Origin of the sequence: Salmonella sp. 32120201201600049SM (genome assembly GCF_017572835.1) — a bacterium.
Classification (GTDB): domain Bacteria; phylum Pseudomonadota; class Gammaproteobacteria; order Enterobacterales; family Enterobacteriaceae; genus Salmonella; species Salmonella enterica.
This window is the reverse complement of sequence record NZ_JAGESA010000008.1, coordinates 115,200-136,263: the sequence shown is the minus strand read 5'-3', so window position 1 is coordinate 136,263 and position 21,064 is coordinate 115,200. Positions and strand designations below refer to the sequence as shown.

Annotated in this window: 22 protein-coding genes; 6 read left to right on the top strand and 16 right to left on the bottom strand. The window is 52.4% G+C overall.

Translation table 11 applies throughout. The features are described from left to right. The 4 genes from citF to citC are packed head-to-tail and all read right to left on the bottom strand — an operon-like array spanning position 1 to position 3,814. Positions 1-1,530, bottom strand: coding sequence for a citrate lyase subunit alpha (gene citF, locus J4650_RS16460; protein WP_023993219.1), 1,530 nt, complete (start codon positions 1,528-1,530; stop codon positions 1-3). Positions 1,531-1,539: 9 nt separating this feature from the next. Next, positions 1,540-2,448: a citrate (pro-3S)-lyase subunit beta gene (citE, locus tag J4650_RS16455; RefSeq protein ID WP_000622342.1), complete on the bottom strand. Its 909-nt coding sequence runs from the start codon at positions 2,446-2,448 to the stop codon at positions 1,540-1,542. Continuing rightward, on the bottom strand, positions 2,445-2,741 hold the full coding sequence (gene citD / locus J4650_RS16450; protein ID WP_000700679.1) for a citrate lyase acyl carrier protein: 297 nt from the start codon (positions 2,739-2,741) through the stop codon (positions 2,445-2,447). The genes citE and citD overlap by 4 nt, the downstream gene beginning before the upstream one ends. Continuing rightward, positions 2,738-3,814: a [citrate (pro-3S)-lyase] ligase gene (citC, locus tag J4650_RS16445; protein ID WP_000467872.1), complete on the bottom strand. Its 1,077-nt coding sequence runs from the start codon at positions 3,812-3,814 to the stop codon at positions 2,738-2,740. The genes citD and citC overlap by 4 nt, the downstream gene beginning before the upstream one ends. A gap of 384 nt (positions 3,815-4,198) precedes the next feature. Here citC and dpiB point away from each other — a divergent pair, with 384 nt between their 5' ends. Both dpiB and dpiA read left to right on the top strand, forming a co-directional pair. Then, on the top strand, positions 4,199-5,860 hold the full coding sequence (gene dpiB / locus J4650_RS16440) for a sensor histidine kinase DpiB (protein WP_023993218.1): 1,662 nt from the start codon (positions 4,199-4,201) through the stop codon (positions 5,858-5,860). After that, the gene (gene dpiA / locus J4650_RS16435) at positions 5,829-6,509 is read left to right on the top strand and encodes a two-component response regulator DpiA (RefSeq protein ID WP_000138778.1); all 681 of its coding nucleotides are present in this window, start codon (positions 5,829-5,831) and stop codon (positions 6,507-6,509) included. The genes dpiB and dpiA overlap by 32 nt, the downstream gene beginning before the upstream one ends. A 53-nt stretch (positions 6,510-6,562) precedes the next feature. On the opposite strand, the gene dcuC is transcribed toward dpiA, so the two are convergent. After that, positions 6,563-7,948, bottom strand: a complete 1,386-nt coding sequence (dcuC, locus tag J4650_RS16430; RefSeq protein ID WP_000958619.1) for an anaerobic C4-dicarboxylate transporter DcuC — start codon at positions 7,946-7,948, stop codon at positions 6,563-6,565. Between the two features lie 376 nt (positions 7,949-8,324). On the opposite strand from dcuC, the gene pagP reads away from it, so the two are divergent. Then, positions 8,325-8,897: a lipid IV(A) palmitoyltransferase PagP gene (pagP, locus tag J4650_RS16425; RefSeq protein WP_001623090.1), complete on the top strand. Its 573-nt coding sequence runs from the start codon at positions 8,325-8,327 to the stop codon at positions 8,895-8,897. 187 nt (positions 8,898-9,084) lie between these two features. Beyond that, on the top strand, positions 9,085-9,294 hold the full coding sequence (gene cspE, locus J4650_RS16420) for a transcription antiterminator/RNA stability regulator CspE (protein ID WP_000034826.1): 210 nt from the start codon (positions 9,085-9,087) through the stop codon (positions 9,292-9,294). 57 nt (positions 9,295-9,351) lie between these two features. Here cspE and crcB read toward each other — a convergent pair whose 3' ends face one another. Further along, on the bottom strand, positions 9,352-9,735 hold the full coding sequence (crcB, locus tag J4650_RS16415; RefSeq protein WP_000939753.1) for a fluoride efflux transporter CrcB: 384 nt from the start codon (positions 9,733-9,735) through the stop codon (positions 9,352-9,354). 90 nt (positions 9,736-9,825) lie between these two features. On the opposite strand from crcB, the gene J4650_RS16410 reads away from it, so the two are divergent. After that, on the top strand, positions 9,826-10,614 hold the full coding sequence (locus J4650_RS16410) for a deaminated glutathione amidase (protein ID WP_023993216.1): 789 nt from the start codon (positions 9,826-9,828) through the stop codon (positions 10,612-10,614). A gap of 128 nt (positions 10,615-10,742) precedes the next feature. Continuing rightward, positions 10,743-10,946: a twin-arginine translocase subunit TatE gene (gene tatE / locus J4650_RS16405; RefSeq protein ID WP_000503938.1), complete on the top strand. Its 204-nt coding sequence runs from the start codon at positions 10,743-10,745 to the stop codon at positions 10,944-10,946. Between the two features lie 85 nt (positions 10,947-11,031). Here the strand turns inward: tatE and lipA are convergent, their stop codons facing one another. The 10 genes from lipA to rsfS all read right to left on the bottom strand — a co-directional run bounded on the left by lipA (position 11,032) and on the right by rsfS (position 20,900). Next, complete coding sequence (gene lipA / locus J4650_RS16400; protein WP_000042640.1) at positions 11,032-11,997, bottom strand: lipoyl synthase; 966 nt, start codon at positions 11,995-11,997, stop codon at positions 11,032-11,034. Positions 11,998-12,202: 205 nt separating this feature from the next. Next, positions 12,203-13,156: a YbeF family transcriptional regulator gene (locus tag J4650_RS16395; protein ID WP_023993215.1), complete on the bottom strand. Its 954-nt coding sequence runs from the start codon at positions 13,154-13,156 to the stop codon at positions 12,203-12,205. 301 nt (positions 13,157-13,457) lie between these two features. Then, positions 13,458-14,099 (bottom strand): lipoyl(octanoyl) transferase LipB, encoded by a 642-nt coding sequence (gene lipB, locus J4650_RS16390; RefSeq protein WP_000284009.1) that lies wholly within the window; start codon positions 14,097-14,099, stop codon positions 13,458-13,460. 99 nt (positions 14,100-14,198) lie between these two features. Next, positions 14,199-14,462, bottom strand: a complete 264-nt coding sequence (gene ybeD / locus J4650_RS16385; RefSeq protein WP_124234983.1) for a DUF493 family protein YbeD — start codon at positions 14,460-14,462, stop codon at positions 14,199-14,201. Between the two features lie 107 nt (positions 14,463-14,569). Next, complete coding sequence (dacA, locus tag J4650_RS16380) at positions 14,570-15,781, bottom strand: D-alanyl-D-alanine carboxypeptidase DacA (RefSeq protein WP_000858711.1); 1,212 nt, start codon at positions 15,779-15,781, stop codon at positions 14,570-14,572. 139 nt (positions 15,782-15,920) lie between these two features. Then, entirely contained in the window at positions 15,921-17,054 is a 1,134-nt protein-coding gene (rlpA, locus tag J4650_RS16375) for an endolytic peptidoglycan transglycosylase RlpA (protein WP_023993214.1), read from the bottom strand. A 10-nt stretch (positions 17,055-17,064) separates the two neighbouring features. After that, positions 17,065-18,177 carry a peptidoglycan glycosyltransferase MrdB gene (gene mrdB / locus J4650_RS16370; RefSeq protein ID WP_000131713.1) on the bottom strand — a complete coding sequence of 371 codons (1,113 nt, stop codon included), beginning with the start codon at positions 18,175-18,177 and terminating at the stop codon, positions 17,065-17,067. A gap of 2 nt (positions 18,178-18,179) precedes the next feature. Further along, entirely contained in the window at positions 18,180-20,081 is a 1,902-nt protein-coding gene (mrdA, locus tag J4650_RS16365; protein WP_000828700.1) for a peptidoglycan DD-transpeptidase MrdA, read from the bottom strand. A gap of 30 nt (positions 20,082-20,111) precedes the next feature. Then, positions 20,112-20,579 (bottom strand): 23S rRNA (pseudouridine(1915)-N(3))-methyltransferase RlmH, encoded by a 468-nt coding sequence (rlmH, locus tag J4650_RS16360; protein WP_000776107.1) that lies wholly within the window; start codon positions 20,577-20,579, stop codon positions 20,112-20,114. A 3-nt stretch (positions 20,580-20,582) separates the two neighbouring features. Further along, positions 20,583-20,900, bottom strand: a complete 318-nt coding sequence (gene rsfS, locus J4650_RS16355) for a ribosome silencing factor (RefSeq protein ID WP_001161670.1) — start codon at positions 20,898-20,900, stop codon at positions 20,583-20,585. Positions 20,901-21,064: the final 164 nt, after the last annotated feature.

The window sequence follows — 21,064 nt, the reverse complement described above, 5'->3', positions numbered from 1 at the left end:
TTATTCCTTCACCTGATGCACCACATCGATCACTGAACCGTCGCGATAACGCACGACAGCAATCACGCGGTCGGTGAATTCGATAGGGCGGGGCTGACCGGTAAGCAGTTGCGCGCGTTCGCGCAGCCACTCAATCGATACCACTTTCATTCCCGCTGCTTTCAGGCGTTCAGCCAACTCCGGACGCGCCGGATTGACGGCGATACCGTGATCGGTGACCAGAATGTCGACGCTGGAGCCCGGTGTGACGCAGGTGGTGACGTTATCAACCAGCGTTGGGATGCGACCGCGTACCAGCGGCGCGACGATGATGGACAGCGCCGCCGCGACGGCGGTATCGCAGTGACCGCCGGACGCGCCGCGTAGAACGCCGTCGGAGCCGGTCAGCACGTTAACATTGAAGTGGGTGTCTACTTCCAGCGCGCTCAGCACCACCACGTCCAGACGGTCGACGGAAGCACCTTTAGAGCCCCAGTTGGCGTACTGGTTAGCGCTGATTTCGATATGGTTCGGGTTGCGGGCCAAAGATTGCGCAGCGTTACGATCGAAGCTCTGCACGTCAAGCAGTTTGCGGATTAAGCCCTTTTCATGCAGGTCGACCATGGTGGCGGTGATACCGCCCAGCGCGAAATTAGCCACAATGTTGCGGCTACGCATTTTGTCTTCCAGGAAGCGGGTGACCGCCAGCGATGCGCCGCCGGTGCCGGTTTGCAGGGAGAAACCTTCGTTGAAGTAGCCGGAGTGAGCAATGACTTCCGCCGCGCTGCGGGCGATCAGCAGTTCACGCGGATTAGTGGTCATGCGGGTCGCGCCAGCGCCGATTTTGTTTGCATCACCGACTTCTTCGATTTGCACGATCAGATCAACCTGATCCTGAGAGATGCTTGCCGGGTTATGCGGATACGGCAGCAGTTGCTCCGTCAGCATCACGACCTGCTTCGCGCTGTCGGCATCCACCATCGCGTAGCCCAGTGAACCGCAACAGGCCTTGCCGGTATAACCATTAGCATTACCGAATTCATCGCAGGAGGGCACGCCAAGAAACGCAACATCAATGTTGAGTTCGCCGCTTTGTACCAGATGTACACGGCCGCCGTGGGAGTGAATCTGAACCGGCTCAGCCAGCAGGCCGCGAGAAATTTCTTCCGCCAGCGGGCCGCGCAAGCCTGACGTGTAGATGCGGCTGACCACCCCGTTACGAATGTGTTCAACCAGCGGCGCATGGCAGTCGCTCAGCGAACTGGAGGCCAGGGTCAGGTTTTTGAAGCCCATCTTCGCGATGGTTTCCATCACCAGGTTAATCGTCAGATCGCCGCCGCGAAACGCATGGTGAAAGGAGACCGTCATGCCGTCGCGTAAACCGGAACGGCGGATGGCCTCTTCCAGGCTGGCGCACAGTTTGTGGTCGCGCGGTTTTTGCGCTTGTAGATCCAATTTTGCCGCACTGTGGTAAGCGCTCAGTTCGCTTTCAGCGTGACGGCTCCAGGCGGCTACGCGATCCTGGCGTTGAGATTCATTTTTCTGCGTCATTTTTTTGCCTTATTCTTCGCGAATACCGGAAAGTTCTGCACGGGAGAGCACCAGACGGGCGCGTTCAATCACCGGGCTGTCGACCATCTTGCCGTTAAGGGAAACGACGCCGAGACCTTCGCGGGCGGCGGCTTCTGCGGCCTCAACGACCAGACGCGCATGGGCGACCTCTTTACGCGTCGGCGCATAAAGGTTGTGCAGCAGTTCTATCTGGCGGGGGTTGATCAGTGACTTACCGTCAAAGCCCAACTGTTTAATGTGGGCGGCTTCTTGCAGGAAACCGGCTTCGTTGTTGGCGTCGGAATAGACGGTATCGAAGGCCTGAATGCCGGCGGAACGCGCGGCCTGCAAAATGGCGCAGCGGGCGAACAGCAGTTCGGTGCCTTCCGGAGAGCGTTCGGTGCGCAGGTTGCGAACATAGTCTTCCGCGCCCAGCGCAATCCCGATCAACCGTTCAGAGGCGTGGGCGATTTCTACCGCGCGGGTAATACCCAGCGGCGATTCCACGGCAGCTAACAGGCCGGTACTGCCCGGTTCGCGACCGCAGGCGTTTTCAATGCGCAGAATTTCGTTTTCGATATCAATGACGTCCTGCGCGGTGTCGGTTTTCGGTAAACGCACCACGTCCGCGCCGCCGCGCACGACCGCTTCCAGATCGTTGACGCCCCATTCGGAATCCAGCGCATTCACGCGGACGATGGTTTCGACGTCACGGTAAAGCGGGTGTTGCAGCGCGTGATATACCAGACGGCGCGCCGCGTCTTTTTCGCGTAATGCAACGGAGTCTTCCAGGTCGAACATCAGCGCGTCGGCCGGGTAGATAAACGAATTGCTCACCATCGCCGCGTTGGCGCCCGGTACGAATAACATACTGCGGCGGGTGCGGGTTTTACGTTGTTGCAGAGAGGCGGAAATCATTGGCGATCCTCCCAGGGCAGAGCGGCAATACCGCTGGCGCGCGCCAGTAGCGTTTCCAGTCGGGCGCGCAAAATGCAGTCCAGAGCGCCTTTATCATCGACGTTCAGTTGTACGCCGCGCACGTCGTAGCGAGAAAGCACCTCCAGGATGGTGGCGCGAATGGCCTCGCCAAACTGTTTTTCAACGCTACTGTTGATTTGCAGGTCAATATCCTGCGTATCGAGCGGCGCAATGCGTATCATCACATCGCCGGACTCAAGCGTGCCTGCGACGGCTAGCTGGTTTATTTTCATTTTTCACCTGTTGCTAATACGGGGGACTTTTGACGGGCTGCCGCGCTGCCCGGATGGCGTTCGACCATGCCCTGCAAATAGCGCAGGGTGGCGTCGGGAACCAGCGGCGCGATAGCCGTGAGATCGTGTTTAACCAGCAGCTTGCGTACCCAGGAGGCGGATATCGGCGTCTCCTGGAAGCAAAGCCGCTCTATTTCCACCAGCGTAATGGGTGGGGCGGGAAGCGTTGGCGTCTCCAGCCAGAAACGCATATCAAGGTTGTACTGGGCGGTAACGGTACAAAACGGTTCCGTACCGACAAAGCGGTGTGTGATGCCAAGCGCGGGCGCCAGATACTGGCGAAAAATCTTCAGGTCGATTTCGGTATAACAGTGATTAATGACGCTCTGCTCTTTAATGAAATAGCAGGGGAACGTCGCCCGAGAAATAATGTATTCGGAGCCGCGGTGAACGGTTAAGCGCGGGATATCGGTGGTCCCTTTAAGAACCAGATCGAGTCGGTCTTCATAGGGAAAGCGTGATGTATCTTCTTTGACCAGGAACAGATGCAGCCAGTCGCACTGTGCCGCCGCCTGTTGGATCAGATAGCGATGGCCGTGCGTGAAAGGATTGGCGTTCATCACAATACAGCCAATTTTCTTTCCCTCATGACGCAATGTCGCCAGCGATTCCGCATACCGTTTCAACCGGGTCGCGCTATTTTCCATTAAGACCATTACGCCAGGGACGCTGGCTATCGTCGAAAAGCTGCACTGTTTAAACAGCGCTTCGTATTCCGTTTTGGTATAAATAAAAAGATGGGTGCAGTGCCGCTCCCAGGCGAGATTAATCAATTCCGTCGCCAGCGTTAACGCTAAGCCTTCGCCGCGTACTGATTCGCTAATGGCCACGCATTTAATGATATTTCCGGCAATACCGCCGCAGGCAATAAGACGGTCATCACGGCTGACGGTAATAAACACTTCTACAGTGGTATCGACGCTTAAATCATTCTCTTTGAGAAAGTGAGCGATCTCCGCCATTTTTTTATTTTCAGAGCGTTTTACCCGAGTGAATACATTATTGCCAAACATAGTAAGAAATATCCTGGTGATATGCTTGTTGCCACTTTTCTGTATATGTTGCGCTGTGTTGCAACTTGATAACTTTTTCTTTTCAGTCAGAGTGGGAGTTTTTTTATGACGAGTTATTTATTTTTCTCTCTGACGTATACATCGTAAGGAGTATTTTGGTGGTAAATTTTGATTTATTTCACAAAGCGTTAGATGGTTTTTAAGTGTTTTATGGTTTTAAGTTTTTTAATTAATTTAATCGCCATTCCGGCGGTGGGTTTTAGTTGTTTAATTGATTTAATGTGGGGAATCTGTAACGATTGGTTTTTATATGCATCAAGATGCTGAAAACATTTTTATTACATTTGCGATAAATCTGAAGAGAAATGCCCATAAGGAACCTTAATGTCCTATCAGAAAAATAAAAAGCTGTTTCCTTTTTTTCGGCAACTCGCGTTTCCGTTACGTATTTTTCTGCTCATTCTGGTGGTTTCTGTTTTCATCGTGGCAGCGTTAGCACAATATTTGTCTGCCAGTTTCGAAGATTATCTGGCGTCCCATGTTCGTGATATGGCGATGAATCAGGCAAAAATTATTGCTTCTAACGACAGCATTATCGCTGCCGTAAAAAACCGGGACTATAAACGCCTGGCGATAATTGCGAATAAACTGCAGCGCGGGACGGATTTTGACTATGTGGTGATAGGCGATCGCCACTCGATCCGGCTTTACCATCCGAATCCGGAAAAAATCGGCTATCCCATGCAGTTTACGAAACCCGGCGCGCTGGAAAGAGGAGAAAGTTATTTCATTACCGGTAAGGGCTCAATAGGGATGGCGATGCGCGCCAAAACGCCTATCTTTGACAACGAAGGCAACGTGATCGGCGTTGTTTCAATTGGCTATCTGGTCAGTAAAATCGACTCCTGGCGGCTGGACTTCTTATTACCGATGGCGGGGGTTTTTGTCCTGTTGCTGGTGGTATTAATGCTGCTTTCCTGGTTTTTCGCCGCGCATATCCGCCGACAAATGCTGGGCATGGAGCCGAAACAGATTGCGCGCGTGGTACGCCAGCAGGAGGCGTTATTTAGCTCGGTTTATGAAGGGCTGATCGCCGTTGATCCGGAGGGACATATCACCGCGATTAACCGCAGTGCGAGAAAAATGTTGGGGCTGCCGTCGCCGGGGCGTCAGTGGCTGGGCAAGCTGATAGCGGAAGTCGTCAATCCGGCAGACTTTTTTACCTGCCAGATCGCAGAAAGACGCCAGGACGTGATGGCTAACTTCAATGGCCTGAGCGTCATCGCCAATCGTGAGGCTATCCGTTCCGGCGAGGAGCTGCTGGGCGCTATTATTAGTTTTCGCAGCAAAGATGAAATCGCGACGTTGAACGCGCAGCTAACCCAGATTAAACAGTATGTTGAGAGCCTGCGCACGCTACGCCATGAGCACCTGAACTGGATGTCGACTCTGAACGGCCTGCTGCAAATGAAAGAGTATGATCGGGTCAGAAAGATGGTGCAGGGCGAATCGCAGGCGCAGCAGCAACTTATTGATAGTTTACGCGGCGCCTTCGCCGATCGTCAGGTGGCCGGTTTGCTGTTTGGCAAAGTTCAGCGCGCGCGTGAACTGGGGCTCAAGATGGTGATTGTTCCCGGCAGCCAGCTACATCAACTGCCGGAGGGGCTGGATAGCACGGAGTTCGCCGCCATCGTCGGGAATCTGCTGGATAACGCGTTTGAGGCGAGTTTGCGTACACAGGAAGGCGACAAGACCATCGAACTTTTCCTGAGCGACGAGGGCGACGAGGTGGTAATAGAGGTCGCCGACCAGGGCTGCGGCGTTCCTGAAGCGCTGCGGGAAAAAATTTTTGAACAGGGCGTAAGTACCCGAACCGACGAACCCGGTGAGCATGGTATCGGGTTATATCTGATTGCAAGTTATGTGGGGCGCTGTGGCGGGGTCATTACGCTGGAAGACAATGATCCTTGTGGCACCTTATTTTCTTTATTCCTTCCGAAAGTGAAAAAAAACGATGACAGAACCATTAACCCTATTGATCGTTGAGGATGAAACGCTGCTGGCGGAGATGCACGCAGAATATATCCGCCATATTCCTGGCTTTAAGCAGATATGGCTGGCGGGCAATCTGGCGCAGGCGAGAATGATGATTGACCGGTTCAAACCTGGATTAATTCTGTTGGATAATTATCTGCCGGATGGGAAGGGGATTACGCTGCTGCATGAATTAATGCAGTCGCGCTATCCCGGCGGCGTTGTGTTTACGACCGCCGCCAGTGACATGGAGACGGTAGCGGAAGCGGTACGTAGCGGCGCGTTTGATTATCTGGTCAAACCTATTGCTTATGAGCGTTTGGGGCAGACGCTGACCCGCTATCAACAGCGCAGACGTATGCTGGCGAGCGCGGATAGCGCAAGTCAGAAGCAGATAGATGAAATGTTCAACGCCTATGCGCGCGGCGAACCGAAAGGGGATTTGCCGACCGGTATTGATGCCTTAACCCTTAATGCGGTGATGAAGCTGTTTGCCGATCCAACCGTACGCCATACGGCTGAAACGGTCGCGCAGGCCTTAACGATAAGCCGCACCACATCCCGACGCTACCTGGAATATTGCGCGAGTCAGCATCTGATTGTCGCAGAGATTATTCATGGCAAAGTGGGCAGGCCGCAGCGTATTTACCACGGCGGCTAAGCCTGGTTTAAGATGCCGGGGCGATGTTTTCCCTCGCCCCGGCTTACCGGCTATCAGCCGCCGGTAACGGCGGAAGAGGCGCCTGGCACCATAATTTCCGTGGCGATAATGACGATCAACAGACCGACGATGACCGGAACGGACGTGCGCTTCACCACTTCAAACGGTGATATTTTAGCCATCCCGGCGACAGCGACCACGACGCCGGAGACCGGCGAAATCGTGCGCCCCAGGTTTGAGGCTTGCAGCATTGGGATGGATAAATAGGCTGGGTTGATACCGGAGGAGTGCGCCAGTTTAGGGATCATCTCAACAAAGGCGTAAAAAGGCGCATTGCCTGAACCGGTGGTCATCGCGGCCAGCATGGTTAAAATCACTAAGACCAGCATCAGAATAATGCTGGCGGAGCCAAAAGAAGTGGCAATCGAGATCAGACTTTGGATAAAGCCAATGGTGCTCAGCCCCTGGGCGAAAACGCCCGCCGCGACCAGCAGCATCACAACGCCGGCAAACGCATCCGCCATGCCGCGATAAGCCACTTCCAGGCCGGAAAACACATTTTGCGTGTTGAAGCCGCGCACGAATTCCAGCACGGCGGCCAGCAGCATACAGATCACCAGAATGGTAATAATGTGCAACTGCGGCCCCCATTTACCGTCAAAAATCAGTACGCCGATAATGGGCGTGAACGGTAAAAGGGCATAAAACGCCGGGGCTGTGGTGGTAATCTCCGCCACGTCCAGCATCTCATGTGAAATGTTCTCTTTTTTATCCAGATAGCGTTGCCAGAAAAAGTGCGCAATCGCCATACCGATAATGGCGGCGATGGAAATTGGCAGCGTGGTTTTGAACGCGAAATCGATTAACGGCATCTCCGCCGCTTTTGCGGCTAAAACCACATCGCCAGACGTTGGCGAGAGGATAATGGCGGCCGGAGAGGCGCAAATAGCCGCCGCCGCGCCGCGGCTAATGCCGACGTTGACCATCACCGGGAAGAGAGTAGCCATGAGCAGTACGCCAAGCCCCGTCGCGGAAGAGACGGCCAGCGACATCAGGCAGGCGACAAAATAGGCGGCAATCATCAACAGGTAGGGCGAGTTTATATACTGTAAAGGTTTCGACGCCAGCTTCACAACCATATCATTTGCGCCGATATGCGTCATATAGGCGGCAAAGCCGCATAGCATCATGATCATCATGCCAAGATCGCCGCCGCGACTCATAAGCAAAATTTTGATGTATTCAACAATATCTGTTGCGGTATAGCCGGTACTGGTTTCGCTGGCAGGTAATACCTTATGCCCCATCAGCGCGCTGATAATAAGCAGAACCAGACCGCCGACAAATAAAACGCCAGTGGCGGAATATCCCTTAATGATGTAGCGTGCTACACCCACAATAACGACGACTCCGATAAGGAGTTCTATAACTGTTAGCATTGTTTCCCCTGTCTTATCGACACCCAGAGTAAAAATAAGAACCACAAAAGTGGTATAAAAATGTACCGAATAAAGGATGGCGCCTTACTGATTAAAATCACGGCGCGGTTATTTTTTCATGTCATCGCTAAAGATGAAATATGTTTATACGAATTTTCTGTAGCGCTATAAGTATTAATTTATTGTTATTTTATTGTTTTATTTGTTGTGCTTTGTTTTGTGTTTTTTGTGAAAGCTTATTAAGGAGCGCGACGGTTCTGAGTGCTAAATCAAACGCCGTTAACCCGATACTCTCTCAGATTATTCTCTGTTTATAGTTTGTTAAGATTTTATTCAGGTTAATGTTGTTATTATCACAGTCGAATTTTTGAACGGTATGGCTGTTGTGATGATTATCAGAAAGTATTTTCTTATTATTGCTCTCCTTGTTATGCCATGGCTGGCTATTCCTTCAGTCTCTGCGGCGGATAAAGGGTGGTTTAACACGTTTACCGATAACGTCGCAGAAACGTGGCGACAGCCTGAGCATTATGATTTGTATGTCCCCGCCATTACCTGGCATGCGCGCTTTGCCTACGATAAAGAGAAAACGGATCGCTATAACGAGCGGCCGTGGGGCGTTGGTTTTGGTCAGTCGCGCTGGGATGACAAAGGCAACTGGCATGGCCTCTATATGATGGCCTTTAAAGATTCATTTAACAAATGGGAACCCATAGGCGGTTATGGTTGGGAAAAAACCTGGCGACCGCTGGAAGACGATAATTTTCGTCTGGGACTGGGCTTTACCGCAGGCGTTACCGCGCGCGACAACTGGAATTATATTCCCATCCCTGTGTTGTTGCCTTTAGCGTCGATAGGCTATGGTCCCGCTACCTTTCAGATGACCTACATTCCGGGTTCGTATAACAACGGAAACGTCTATTTCGCCTGGATGCGTTTCCAGTTTTGACGGGGAAGGGCATTGTTCTGTTGTGAATTAAAAAGCTTTAAAAAACAATAAGTAGACAGGGTTAGCTAAAAATTAACGCGATATTTATCACTTTTTCGCAAAGTTCGACTGGACAAAATGCATCACAATTGTTGTACTGGTATCCGACACAGCATTTGTGTCTATTTTTCATGTAAAGGTAATTTTGATGTCTAAGATTAAAGGTAACGTTAAGTGGTTTAATGAATCCAAAGGATTCGGTTTCATTACTCCGGAAGATGGCAGCAAAGACGTGTTCGTACACTTCTCTGCAATCCAGACCAATGGTTTTAAAACTCTGGCTGAAGGTCAGCGCGTAGAGTTCGAAATCACTAACGGTGCCAAAGGCCCTTCCGCTGCAAACGTAACTGCTCTGTAAGCATACGTCCGACAGCAAGATTTCAAAACCCGCCCTTTCGGCGGGTTTTTTTTGCGCTTAACGCGCCGCTGCGGCGGAAAATAGCCAGAATGCCAGCGCTGTCATGGCAAACGAACCCAACAGGTTAATCAGCACATTCAGCAGCGCCCAGCCAAAGCGCCCCTCTTGCAGCAAGAATACCACTTCAGCAGAAAAAGTAGAAAAGGTCGTCAGGCCGCCGCAAAAGCCGGTCGTGATGAGCACTTTCCACATCGGATCGATATGTGTCATGCGGTTAAACCAGGCGAACCCCATGCCGATAATAAACGCGCCAAGCAAATTTGCTGTTAGCGTACCGATGGGAATCGCCTGATGAAGCGGATTAAAACGCATACTTAGCATCCACCGGGCTACGCTCCCCGTTCCACCGCCGATAAAAACTGCTAAAAGAAGCTGTAACACTGCCGAATCCTTTATTTAATTGCTATACAGGAGGAGTGTAACGCCGAACACGCATAATTGGCGAGTCCTGACAGAGGTGTGGGAGGGGATATGTTCGTTGCAGCCGGGCAGTTTGTGGTGAGTTCTGTATGGGAAGAGAATGCGCAAGTTTGCGTTTCGTTAATGGCTCAGGCGGCGGGCCGCGGCGTATCGCTTCTGGTGTTGCCTGAGGGGATATTAGCGCGAGATGACATCGACCTTGACCTGCCGATTCGCGCCGCGCAGCCGCTGGATGGCGCGTTTATGACGCGGCTTCTGGAAGAAAGCGCTCATAATAATATGACGACGATATTCACTGTCCTTGTCCCGTCAACGCCTGGACGGGCGGTTAATATGCTGGTGGCGCTACGGGCGGGTCACATTGTCGCGCGTTACGCGAAGCTGCATCTCTATGATGCGTTTTCGATGCAAGAATCCCAAAGTATTGATGCCGGAACCGTTATCGCGCCTGTGCTGGACGTGGAGGGGGTTAAGGTGGGGCTTATGACCTGTTATGACCTGCGCTTTCCGGATATGGCGTTAGCGCTGGCTTTACAGGGGGCTGACGTATTGGCGCTGCCGACGGGCTGGGTTCGCGGCCCGTTGAAAGAGCAGCAGTGGTCGACGCTGCTGTCGGCGAGAGCGCTGGATTCCACCTGCTATATGATTGCGGCCGGGGAGTGTGGTAATCGTAATATTGGTCAAAGTCGTATTATCGATCCGTTGGGGGTAACGATAGCCGCGGCAGCCGATCGTCCGGCGCTGATCGTCGCGGAAATATTCAGAGAACGAATAGACCAAGTGCGGGAGCAACTTCCTCTTTTGCAGCAACGACGATTTGCGCCACCGCAATTATTATGATGTTTTTTTACGCAAAGCTTGATTCACCTTGTTACAGATTGCTATTGTGTGCGCGCGTCGAAAGACCGTTAATATTCTCAGGTTAATCCGGCGCGTTACGCAGCCTGTTTTTAGTGAAGAAGGTATCTATGGGTGAGATTAGTATTACCAAACTGCTGGTGGTTGCCGCACTGGTTGTTCTGCTGTTTGGTACCAAGAAGTTACGTACGCTGGGCGGAGACCTGGGCACGGCGATTAAAGGATTCAAGAAAGCAATGAACGATGAAGACGCGGGCGTTAAGAAAGACGTCGACGGTAGCGTTCAGGCTGAAAAACTCTCGCACAAAGAGTAATAGCGCGATGCGCTTGCTCCGCAGAGTAAAAAAACCGGCGAGTTGCCGGTTTTTTTTGCCTGAAATGTAAGCGTCTATTACACGATCATTTCACTTCCATGCCTTTGGCCTGGAGATCAGCATGGTACGAAGAACGCACAAAGGGGCCACAGGCGGCATGGGTAAAGCCCATCGCCAGGGCTTCCGCTTTCATCTCGTCAAACTCTTCCGGGCTGACATAACGCTGTACCGGCAGGTGATGGCGGCTTGGCTGTAGATACTGACCAAGCGTCAGCATGGTAACGCCGTGACGGCGTAAGTCGCGCATAACCTCAATGATTTCCGCATTGGTTTCGCCTAAGCCCACCATCAGACCCGATTTTGTCGGAATTTCCGGGTGCGCTTCTTTGAAGCGTTCCAGTAATTTCAGCGACCAGTTGTAATCGGCGCCCGGACGAACCTGGCGGTAAATACGCGGCACGTTTTCCAGGTTGTGGTTAAACACATCCGGCGGCGTCGCGTTAAGGATATCCAGCGCGCGATCCATACGTCCACGGAAGTCTGGCACCAGGGTCTCTATTTTTATCTCCGGGCTTTTGGCACGGATGGCAGTGATGCAGTCAGCAAAATGCTGGGCACCGCCGTCACGCAGATCGTCACGGTCGACAGAGGTGATGACCACATAGCGTAGCGCCATGTCGGCGATCGTTTGCGCCAGTTTCTGCGGCTCTTCCGCATCCGGCGCAACGGGGCGGCCATGGGCGACATCACAGAACGGACAGCGGCGAGTGCAAATGGCGCCAAGGATCATAAACGTAGCGGTACCGTGGTTGAAACATTCAGCCAGGTTTGGGCAAGACGCTTCCTCGCAGACAGAATGCAGGCCATTTTTGCGCATTGCGGCTTTGATGCCCTGGATACGGGTAGAATCCGCCGGAAGTTTTATTTTCATCCATTCCGGTTTACGTAGTAGAGCGTCGCGCTCTGTGACCACATTTTTAACCGGGATAAGAGCCATCTTATCGGCATCGCGGTATTTTACACCGCGTTCCATCACAATGGGTTTACTCATAGCGTGCGTGTTCCAGTTGCGAATAACGAAGGAAAGCGTTTCAATTCAAGGGAAAGTTGTATTTATCAACTATTTTTGAATTTGTGACACGCAGTATATCATTGATAAGGGCCATAAAGCAGCCTGACAGCCCGGCAAAATGTAAAATAGTTGTTGTTTTGTGCTGTTTGCCCATATCTTCCGTGACCTGAATGCAACATTTTTGTCAGAACGCCTCACGAATGATATCAATGACGTTCTCCAGCACCGGATCGCGCAGACTCAGTTTATTGTAATGCAGCGAGAACTCGACCTGTTCACTATTCACCGGCGCGTAGGGAAGGCGCTCAAGCGGCCAGCAGCGGCTAAATAAGTCGTAGAAGCGGGTGGGCATCAGTCCCAGCAGATCGCTGCTGGCGATCAGCGAGGCAATGGTAAAAATATTGTAGCTGCTAAAACTGATTTGCTGATCGGGAAATGTCTCCTGCAGTCGCTGGCGCAGGAGGGAAAGATGTTGTCCCTCCAGCATCAGAAAGGTGTGATCCGCGTTGTTCAGTCTCTCTTCAGTAATGGCGTTCGCCAGACACGGGTGATGCTGGCGGCAGACAATCTCAAGCGTATCGCTAAACAGGACGTGATGCTGGATGCTCCGGTTGTTATAGCTATGGGTATTGATAATGAGATCGGTCTGAAACTGGCTAAGCTGGCTTTCGGCATCGTCTACCGGAATGTTGCGCAGCAAAAGCTGAGGATAACGCGGCCTGATGGCCTGGTAAATAATCGGCATCACTAGCGCGCCGACCGAAGGCGTCGTGCCAATTGTAATGGTGCGTTGCTTATCATAGCTGCCCGTAAGATCCAGGGCGCCAAGAATAGATTCCAGCCCCTGGCTGATGTATTCGTGCAGATGCGTAGCATACGTCGTGGGCGTTACGCCCTGGCCTTTGCGAATAAACAGCGGATCGGGAAATATAGTCCTTAATTTTTGAATGGACTGGCTAATGGCTGACGGCGTCAGGTTAAGAATTTTCGCTGCATTGACGATCCCTTTATGGACATATACGGCCTCGAAAATCGTCAACAGATTGAGGTCAATATTTCTCAGTGTTCTGAAAATTTGCGGTTTGTCTTGTAGGTGTTGATCGGCCGGTTGTCTTTCTGCCTGATTATTATCACTCACGCTCTGGCTCCGAATTCATTCGTATTATGAATAATAGATGAAATAGTATATTTTGCATTTATGAGTTGGTTTTAAAATTACTCTTATGAATGTATTTTTAGTCATTTCAATAAGATAAGTAACAGCAAGGCCGGGATTTTGTTCACGGAAAATTCCTCATCATGAGGACTGAAGAGGCCATGCCGCCTGGCGGCTACAGCAGGGATATAACGAAAATATAGAAAGCGGGGGGAGAAGTAAAGCATTCAAATCATATATGATTAATGACCCATAAATTTCTTGGGCCATTATATTTTACGCATTAAGCAGCAATATATTCATACGGTGGATTATTTAGCAGAGCTAAAATATTCGCCAGCAAGCGGGGCGCAATATTATCCGTGGTAGCATCTTCCTTCCACTGCGTTATTTTGGCCATTTCCATGCCGGCATAACCACACGGGTTGATACGCAGGAAAGGAGAAAGATCCATGTTAACGTTTAGCGCTAAACCGTGGAATGAGCAGCCGCGACGGATACGTAAACCCAGCGAGCAGATTTTCTTTTCACCCACATAGACGCCCGGCGCATCGGCGCGCGGATGCGCCTCAATACCAATTTCAGCCAGCGTATTCACCACGGTCTGTTCAAGTAGGGTGACTAAATCACGCACGCCCAGTTTACGTCGTTTCAGGTTAAGTAAAACGTACATTACCTGTTGGCCCGGACCATGATAGGTCACCTGTCCTCCACGATCGCTCTGCACAACGGGAATATCGCCAGGCATCAATATATGTTCCGCTTTACCGGCCTGGCCCTGGGTAAACACCGGGTAATGCTCAACCAACCAGATTTCATCATGGCTGTTTTCATCGCGCATATCGGTAAAGTTATGCATGGCCTGAGAGATAGCTTCATAGGGCTGAAGGCCGAGCTGGCGGACAAGGATTTTATCCTGATACAAAACGGCATCTCCGTAGAGAATGAAAAAAGAGAGGAAAGTATATCACAGCGGGGGAGGCGGGGAGTTACCCGGATAAGACCGGGTAACCGTCTGGATGTATTACAATACCATTCGCACGATATCAATATTGCCCAGTTCTTCGTACAGCGTTTCAACCTGTTCAATATGGGTGGCATTAATGGTGATAGAGACCGAGTGGTAGTTGCCTTTGCCGCTCGGTTTTACCGTCGGAGAGTAATCACCAGGCGCATGGCGCTGTACCACTTCAACCACCTGATCAACCAGCTCAGGTAACGCCTGCCCCATTACTTTGTAAGTAAATGGCGTAGGGAATTCAAGCAGTTCGTTAAGTTTGGTTTTCATGTCAGCTCCGGCATTACGTAAAAAAATAACAACTCCCGCCACAGGGCGGGAGTTTTACTGATGCATAGTATATGGGGACGAAAATCACACTTTCAAGCGTGCAATTTTTATCCAAACCAGTGATGGAACATTAATTTAATGTAATCAATGATTTTACCGAAGAAGTTCCCTTCCGGGATCTCTTGCAGTACGACCAGCGGACGCTGCTCGATGGTTTTACCGTCCAGCTGGAAGTTGATGGTGCCGACCACCTGGTTTTTCTGCAGCGGCGCGTGCAGTTCTGCGGTATTCAGTACATAGCTCGCTTTCAAATCTTTCATGCGACCGCGAGGGATCGTCAGGTAAACGTCTTTATCGACGCCCAGCGAGGCGCGATCGGTATTACCAAACCAGGCGGGTTCAGAGGCGAACTCTTTACCAGCCTTCAGCGGATTAACGGTTTCAAAGAAACGGAAGCCCCACGTCAGCAGTTTTTTGCTTTCTGTTTCACGGCCTTTATAGGTCCGTCCGCCCATCACGGCGGAAATCAATCGCATCTGGCCTTCGGTTGCGGAAGCGACCAGATTATAGCCCGCTTTGCTGGTATGGCCGGTTTTGATGCCGTCCACATTCAGGCTGTTATCCCACAGCAGACCGTTACGGTTTAACTGGCGAATGCCGTTAAAGGTGAACTCTTTTTCTTTATAAACGGCATATTCGTTAGGCACATCGCGAATTAACGCCTGACCAATCAGCGCCATATCGCGAGCTGAACTGTATTGTCCGTCGGCGTCCAGGCCGTGTACGGTCTGGAAGTGGGTATTTTTCAGCCCCAACGCGTTCACATAGCTGTTCATCAGCCCGACGAAAGCATCCTGGCTACCGGCGGCGAAATCAGCCATCGCCACACAGGCGTCATTGCCGGATTGCAGATTGATGCCGCGTATCAACTGAGAGACCGGTACCTGCATTCCCGGCTTGAGGAACATCAGCGAGGAGCCTTTAAATACCGGATTGCCGGTGGCCCAGGCGTCATTACCGACGGTAACCAGGTCGGTTTCTTTAAATTTACCCGCTTTCATTGCCTGTCCGATGACGTAACTGGTCATCATCTTTGTCAGACTGGCCGGGTCGCGACGTTCGTCGGCGTTTTGTTCCGCCAGAACTTTGCCGGAGTTGTAGTCGATCAGGATGTAGGATTCCGCATCGATCTGCGGAACGCCCGGGATCATAGTTTTGATATTCAGGTCATCGGCATGTGCGGTTGAGATAAACGCGGCACAAAGCGCCGTGGTGAGCGCCATGCGCTGCATAAAACGAGCGGAAAAAGTGGTCTTCATGGTCTGAACTACGACGTCCGTGATGAAATTAAAAAAAGAGCCCTACTATAGCAAAAGCATAACTGGCAGGCATCTGACTTTCCGCGTGACTTTGTTAATGTCATTTACAGAAATTGACAGTACAGATACCTGCGATCGGTTACTGCGCGCTGGCGATAAAGGACTGTAATTGTGCTTCTGTTTGCAAACGTTGCTGTAACGCGCTGGCTTCGGCTTTACTGGCAAAAGGCCCCAGTTGAATACGCCAGACCGCGCCGTTTTGTATTACGCGCCCTGGTACACTGAACTGCTGGCTTAAACGCTGTTGGTATTGCTGCGCACGCGTTTGATCGCTGACGGCGCCGACCTGGACGACGAAACGACCGCTCGCCGCGGTGGCTGGTGCGCTCACCGGGGCAGATACCGGGGCTGCGGCGGCAGGCGCGCTCACCGGTGTCGCAGTCGCTGGAGCCGCCACCGGCGCGGAAACCGGCGCTGGCTGTGGCGCCGGCGTCGGTTCATTACTCTCCAGCACACCAGGCGCCAGCGTGGTCGGCGCGCCGAGGAAACCGCTGCTGCTCACCGGCGCGCCGGTGGTGTCGTCACTTTTCAACGTGGAATTACTGACCGGAAGCACGTCGCCTTGCGGTTGCGCAGGCGCTGAAGAGGCGCTTCCCATTCCGCCGCTTAAATCAGGGCGAGGGGGCAGAGCGTAGGTCTGTTTCGCCACCGTCGTACAGGCCATCCCCGGGCCGGAGAGCGAACCATCCGGCGCCACGATAATAGGGTCAATCCGTACTTTAGTATTATTCGAGGTATTCAGACGATCCGCCGCCGCGCGGGACAGGGAGATGACCCGATCGGTGCCATAGGGGCCGCGATCGTTAATACGCACGACGATCATGCGACCGTTGGCCAGGTTGGTGATTCGCGCATAGCTGGGGATAGGCAGTGTCGGATGGGCGGCGGTAAGCTGCATCGGATCGAACATCTCCCCGGAGGCGGTTAAATTACTGCCGGGTTCCGCATCATAAATAGCGGCCAGGCCAGCCTGGCTAAAGCGGGACGGGTCCTGAACGATTTTATAACTTTTACCGTCACGCTGATAATCCTGGTTTGCGGTCGGATTCAGAGGTTCATAACGCGGTTCCGCTCCGCTGATTTCCACAGTCGGACCATTACATACCGCAGGTTGCGGCGCGACGGTGGTTTGCTGCTGACCGCCGTCATTAGTACATGCCGCGAGTAGTACTATCCCTGCCGCGACGCAGATTACAGGCAACTGCTTACGCATTGCGCACCCCTTATACGCTTTTCGACAACATTTTTCTGTGGGTGTGGATCGACATCACAATCCCGAACCCGGCCATCAGCACAATCAGTGCGGAGCCCCCGTAGCTGACCAGGGGTAAAGGTACTCCAACCACAGGCAGAATACCGCTCACCATACCAATATTTACGAAGACATAAACGAATAATATTAACATTAATCCGCCAGCCATCACGCGACCAAATGTAGTTTGCGCTCTGGCGGCAATCCACAGACCGCGCATTATTAGCAAAATATAGAGCGCGAGCAGAATCAGGATGCCCACCAGACCGAGCTCTTCCGCCAGTACCGCGAAAATAAAGTCGGTATGGCGTTCGGGTAAAAACTCCAGCTGCGACTGGGTGCCGTGGAGCCAGCCTTTACCGCGCAGGCCGCCTGAGCCAATGGCGATTTTAGACTGAATAATATGATAGCCCGCGCCCAGCGGATCGGTCTCCGGATCAAGGAGCATCATGACGCGCTGGCGTTGGTAATCGTGCATCAGGAAAAACCACAAAATAGGAATAAATGCAGCGATCAATACAATGGCGACCCCAATTAAGCGCCAGCTCAGACCAGACAAAAATAGGACAAAGAGACCGGAAAGGGCGACCAGAATAGACGTCCCCAGGTCCGGCTGGGCGGCGACCAGCAGGGTAGGCATAAAGATTAATACCAGGGCGATGGCGGTATTTTTCAGCGAGGGCGGGCAGACGTCACGGTTAATAAAGCGGGCGACCATCAGCGGCACGGCGATTTTGGCTATTTCCGAAGGCTGAAAGCGAACGATTCCCAGATCGAGCCAGCGCTGCGCGCCTTTGGATATTGCGCCGAAGGCATCAACGGCGACCAGCAGAATGATACAAATGATATAGAGATAGGGCGCCCAGCCTTCATACACGCGCGGCGGGATCTGCGCCATCACCACCATGACCACCAGCCCCATCGCAATCTGACCGATTTTACGCTCCATCATGCCGATGTCCTGGCCGCTGGCGCTCCAGATGACCAATGCGCTGTAAACCAGTAACGCCAGCAGAATAAGTAGCATCGTGGGATCGATATGAATTTTATCCCAGAAGGTTTTTTTGTTCGGATTATCCGTCATGATTATTGGTCCTCCGCCGCTGCAACCACCGGGTTTTCCGCAGGCAAATGGGTGTTGTTGTCGCCCAGCATGATGTGATCAAGGATTTGGCGCATGATCGTGCCTACTGCCGGGCCTGCGCCGCCGTTTTCAAGGATGATCGCGACGGCGACCTGGGGATTGTTATACGGCGCAAAGGCGGTCATCAATTTATGGTCGCGCAGGCGCTCGGCGATTTTATGCGCATTGTACGTTTCGTTGGCCTTCAGGCCAAAGACCTGCGCGGTGCCCGACTTCGCCGCGATTTTATAGGGCGCGCTGGCAAAATATTTATGCGCCGTGCCGTTAGGGCGGTTGGCGACGCCATACATGCCATCTTTCGCAATTTCCCAGTAGCCGGAGTGAATATCGCCCACCGGCGGCTCATGCGGCTGTACCCACGGCACCTGTTTACCGTTTTCCGCGGTGCTCATTAACAGGTGCGGGACTTTAACTACGCCGTCGTTAATAAGGATCATCAGCGCCTTACTCATCTGAATCGGCGTTGCCGTCCAGTAGCCCTGGCCGATGCCCACCGGAATCGTATCGCCCTGATACCACGGTTTTTTAAAGCGTTTCTGTTTCCACTCGCGGGTCGGCATATTACCAGAGCGCTCTTCTGCGAGATCAATTCCGGTATAGTGACCATAGCCGAACTTACCCATCCATTCTGACAGGCGATCGATCCCCATGTCATAGGCTACCTGATAGAAGAAGGTATCCGCCGACTCTTCAAGGGATTTGGTGATATTCAGATGCCCGTGGCCCCATTTTTTCCAGTCGCGATAACGTTTCTCAGACCCCGGCAACTGCCACCAGCCAGGGTCGAAAAGACTGGTGTTACGGGTGATGACGCCAGCGCTTAACGCCGATACGGCGACGTAAGGCTTAACGGTAGAAGCGGGTGGGTAGACACCCTGAGTCGCGCGGTTCACTAATGGCGTGTTCGGGTCGTTAAGCAGCCCGGAGTAATCTTTGCTGGAGATGCCGTCCACGAAAAGGTTAGGGTCGTAACTTGGCATGGAGACCAGCGATAGCACGCCGCCGGTACGCGGATCGGTGACAATCACCGCCGCGCGACTGCCTGCCAGCAGCGTTTCAATATACTGCTGGAGCTTGAGATCCAGCGTCAGGTAGATATCGTGTCCGGCCTGCGGCGGCACCTCTTTAAGCTGGCGAATAACGCGACCGCGGTTGTTGACTTCAACCTCTTCATAACCGGTTTGCCCATGCAGAATATCTTCATAGTAGCGCTCAATGCCCAGCTTGCCGATGTCATGGGTGGCGGCGTAGTTCGCCAGTTTGTTTTCTCTGTCGAGACGCTCGACGTCTTTATCATTGATTTTCGATACGTAGCCGATAACGTGGGTCAGCGCCGATCCGTATGGATAATAGCGGCGTTTATAGCCTTTGACTTCGACGCCCGGAAAACGGTACTGGTTGACAGCAAAGCGCGCGACCTGAACTTCCGTCAGGTTTGTTTTCACCGGAATAGAAGTAAAGCGATGGGATCGGGCGCGCTCTTTTTTAAAGGCGGCGATATCGTCGTCGTTTAAATCGACCACACTGCGTAGCGCATCCAGCGTTTGCTGAACGTTATCCACCTTTTCCGGCATCATTTCAATCTGATAGATAGTGCGGTTCAGCGCAAGGGGAATGCCGTTACGGTCGTAGATTATCCCGCGGCTTGGCGCAATTGGCACCAGCTTGATACGGTTTTCGTTCGAGCGGGTCTGGTAATCGGTAAAACGGAGAATTTGCAGATTATACAAATTGGCGATCAGTACGCCGGTCAGCAGCAAAATACCCAAAAAGGCGACCAGCGCCCGACGCACAAACAGTGCGGACTCAGCCGTATAGTCACGAAAAGAATTTTGTCGTTTCATCCGCTGCTTAATCTTCTCAAGACTTCACGATCACTCACGGTGATAAGGGTGGTTGGTTGTGATGCTCCACGCCCGGTACAAACTCTCCGCAACCAGAACCCGAACCAGCGGGTGAGGGAGCGTTAACGCCGAGAGCGACCAGCTCTGTTCCGCTGCCGCTTTGCAGGCGGGAGATAATCCTTCCGGGCCGCCAATCAGCAAACTGACGTCGCGCCCGTCCTGTTTCCAGCGCTCCAGCTCATTGGCTAACTGCGGCGTATCCCACGGCTTGCCTGGAATATCCAGGGTAACAATGCGATTCTTACCGGCGGCGGCCAGCATCTGCTCGCCCTCTTTGTCGAGAATGCGTTTGATATCCGCGTTCTTGCCGCGTTTGCCCGCAGGGATTTCGATCAGCTCAAAGGGCATATCTTTCGGAAAACGACGCAGATATTCCGTAAATCCCGTTTGAACCCAGTCGGGCATCTTCGTGCCGACAGCGACAAGTTGCAGCTTCACGCATTAACTCCAGAGTTTTTCCAGTTCATACAGGCGGCGACTTTCTTCCTGCATGACATGCACAATCACATCGCCCAGATCGACGACAATCCAGTCAGCCGCATTTTCGCCTTCGACGCCCAATGGCAGCATACCGGCCGCGCGCGACGACTGCACCACGTGGTCGGCAATAGACATAACGTGACGGCTGGAGGTGCCGGTACAAATAATCATACAGTCGGTGATACTGGATTTACCCTGAACATCTAAGGCGATGATGTCCTGACCTTTCAGGTCATCAATTTTGTCGATAACAAAATCCTGGAGTGCTTTACCCTGCAAGTTTTCCCCCTGGGTGAATAATTGCGTTATAACGATAGAAAAAAGGCCAACAGGCTGGACCGGTAAGGCGTTGCGAGTTAACGCTAACCTTCCGGCGGGACGCCGTGTAGTATACCTGAATCAGCGGCGATACCGGGACTTATGTCGCCGGATCGGCGTTTAAA

What these genes read in the sequence shown, in the direction of transcription:
- citC (WP_000467872.1), bottom strand. Translation starts at nt 3,814, where the DNA reads ATGTTTGGCAATAATGTATTCACTCGGGTAAAACGCTCTGAAAATAAA.
- pagP (WP_001623090.1), top strand. Translation starts at nt 8,325, where the DNA reads ATGGCTGTTGTGATGATTATCAGAAAGTATTTTCTTATTATTGCTCTC.
- lipA (WP_000042640.1), bottom strand. Translation starts at nt 11,997, where the DNA reads ATGAGTAAACCCATTGTGATGGAACGCGGTGTAAAATACCGCGATGCC.
- citF (WP_023993219.1), bottom strand. Translation starts at nt 1,530, where the DNA reads ATGACGCAGAAAAATGAATCTCAACGCCAGGATCGCGTAGCCGCCTGG.
- dpiA (WP_000138778.1), top strand. Translation starts at nt 5,829, where the DNA reads ATGACAGAACCATTAACCCTATTGATCGTTGAGGATGAAACGCTGCTG.
- citD (WP_000700679.1), bottom strand. Translation starts at nt 2,741, where the DNA reads ATGAAAATAAACCAGCTAGCCGTCGCAGGCACGCTTGAGTCCGGCGAT.
- dpiB (WP_023993218.1), top strand. Translation starts at nt 4,199, where the DNA reads ATGTCCTATCAGAAAAATAAAAAGCTGTTTCCTTTTTTTCGGCAACTC.
- dcuC (WP_000958619.1), bottom strand. Translation starts at nt 7,948, where the DNA reads ATGCTAACAGTTATAGAACTCCTTATCGGAGTCGTCGTTATTGTGGGT.
- citE (WP_000622342.1), bottom strand. Translation starts at nt 2,448, where the DNA reads ATGATTTCCGCCTCTCTGCAACAACGTAAAACCCGCACCCGCCGCAGT.
- J4650_RS16410 (WP_023993216.1), top strand. Translation starts at nt 9,826, where the DNA reads ATGTTCGTTGCAGCCGGGCAGTTTGTGGTGAGTTCTGTATGGGAAGAG.
- tatE (WP_000503938.1), top strand. Translation starts at nt 10,743, where the DNA reads ATGGGTGAGATTAGTATTACCAAACTGCTGGTGGTTGCCGCACTGGTT.
- mrdA (WP_000828700.1), bottom strand. Translation starts at nt 20,081, where the DNA reads ATGAAACGACAAAATTCTTTTCGTGACTATACGGCTGAGTCCGCACTG.
- cspE (WP_000034826.1), top strand. Translation starts at nt 9,085, where the DNA reads ATGTCTAAGATTAAAGGTAACGTTAAGTGGTTTAATGAATCCAAAGGA.
- ybeD (WP_124234983.1), bottom strand. Translation starts at nt 14,462, where the DNA reads ATGAAAACCAAACTTAACGAACTGCTTGAATTCCCTACGCCATTTACT.
- rlpA (WP_023993214.1), bottom strand. Translation starts at nt 17,054, where the DNA reads ATGCGTAAGCAGTTGCCTGTAATCTGCGTCGCGGCAGGGATAGTACTA.
- mrdB (WP_000131713.1), bottom strand. Translation starts at nt 18,177, where the DNA reads ATGACGGATAATCCGAACAAAAAAACCTTCTGGGATAAAATTCATATC.
- dacA (WP_000858711.1), bottom strand. Translation starts at nt 15,781, where the DNA reads ATGAAGACCACTTTTTCCGCTCGTTTTATGCAGCGCATGGCGCTCACC.